This is a genomic window from Armatimonas sp., assembly GCF_031410135.1.
Lineage (GTDB): Bacteria > Armatimonadota > Armatimonadia > Armatimonadales > Armatimonadaceae > Armatimonas.
In genome coordinates, this window is sequence record NZ_JANNYP010000204.1 from 1 (window position 1) to 1,053 (window position 1,053).

Consider the following 1,053-nt stretch of genomic DNA (forward strand, 5'->3'; position numbering starts at 1 on the left):
GCTAGAAAGGCCGCTTCGGGCCATACGGAACTCCGAATTCTTATGGGCGGCACGCCCTTCGCAGCCGAGGCACGAGGCTCCTGAGAGGTCGTGCCCTTATAATGGTGTAAATAGCTCGGTGGCTTGACGAGGCGGGCGAAGCCCCACTAAAGATGGGGACAGCCCGCAAAGTCAAGAAAGCCACCTCCCTCTCCCGATACTTGGAGTGACAAACTTCAACAACCGAGGAGAAAGAAATGGCTCAGTTCGAGATTACAGTAAACGAGGCAGATTTGCCAAAATTGTTCAGTGGGCAGGGACTCAGTATCCTGGTCGAGCAGGTGCTCAATCAAGTGCTTGCCCACCAGGTCACGGCAGCACTCAAGGCACAACCAGGGGAGAGGACTCAAGAGAGGGTTGGCTATCGAAATGGCACACGGGAACGAGAGATGCAGACTCGAATCGGAACCATCACGCTTAAAGTACCAAGGACACGCGAAGGAGAGTTCAGCCCTGACTTATGGGAACGCTATCAACGTAGTGAGCAAGCCTTCGTGCTGGCTCTGTGTGAAATGGTGATTCAAGGAGTCAGCACGCGCAAAGTGGAAGCTATCACAGAGGTGCTCTGTGGAGCCGGGTACCCACCCGAAGGGAAGGGTGTCAGTAAGTCTCAAGTTTCTAAGCTCTGCTTGGTGCTAGATCCTCTGGTGAAGACTTGGCGAGAGCGACCTCTGGGAGTCTTCCCCTTCGTTCTGGTAGATGCCATCGTGGTCAAAATACGCGAGGATGGGCGTGTTCGCCAGTGTGCCCTGCTGATTGCCTGTGGCATTGACTAGGCGGGCTATCGTCACGTACTGGGCTTTGCCCTGGGAGACAAGGAAAGCGAGGCGAGTTGGAGCGAGTTCTTCACGAGCTTGAAGGCACGGGGATTAACCGGGGTGGAGTTTATCATCTCCGACGATCATGCAGGCTTAGTCAAAGCGATTGGAGGCAGTTTCGCGGGTGCCACTTGGCAGCGATGTCAAGCCCACTTTATCCGAAACCTCTCGGATGCTTGCCCCAAGTCTGAGGGGG

The 1,053-nt window shown here is 55.2% G+C and carries 1 pseudogene; it reads left to right on the forward strand.

The window, feature by feature from the left end:
* Positions 1-236: 236 nt before the first annotated feature.
* Positions 237-1,053 (forward strand): annotated as a pseudogene (locus RMO15_RS07350) (IS256 family transposase); the annotation flags it as partial.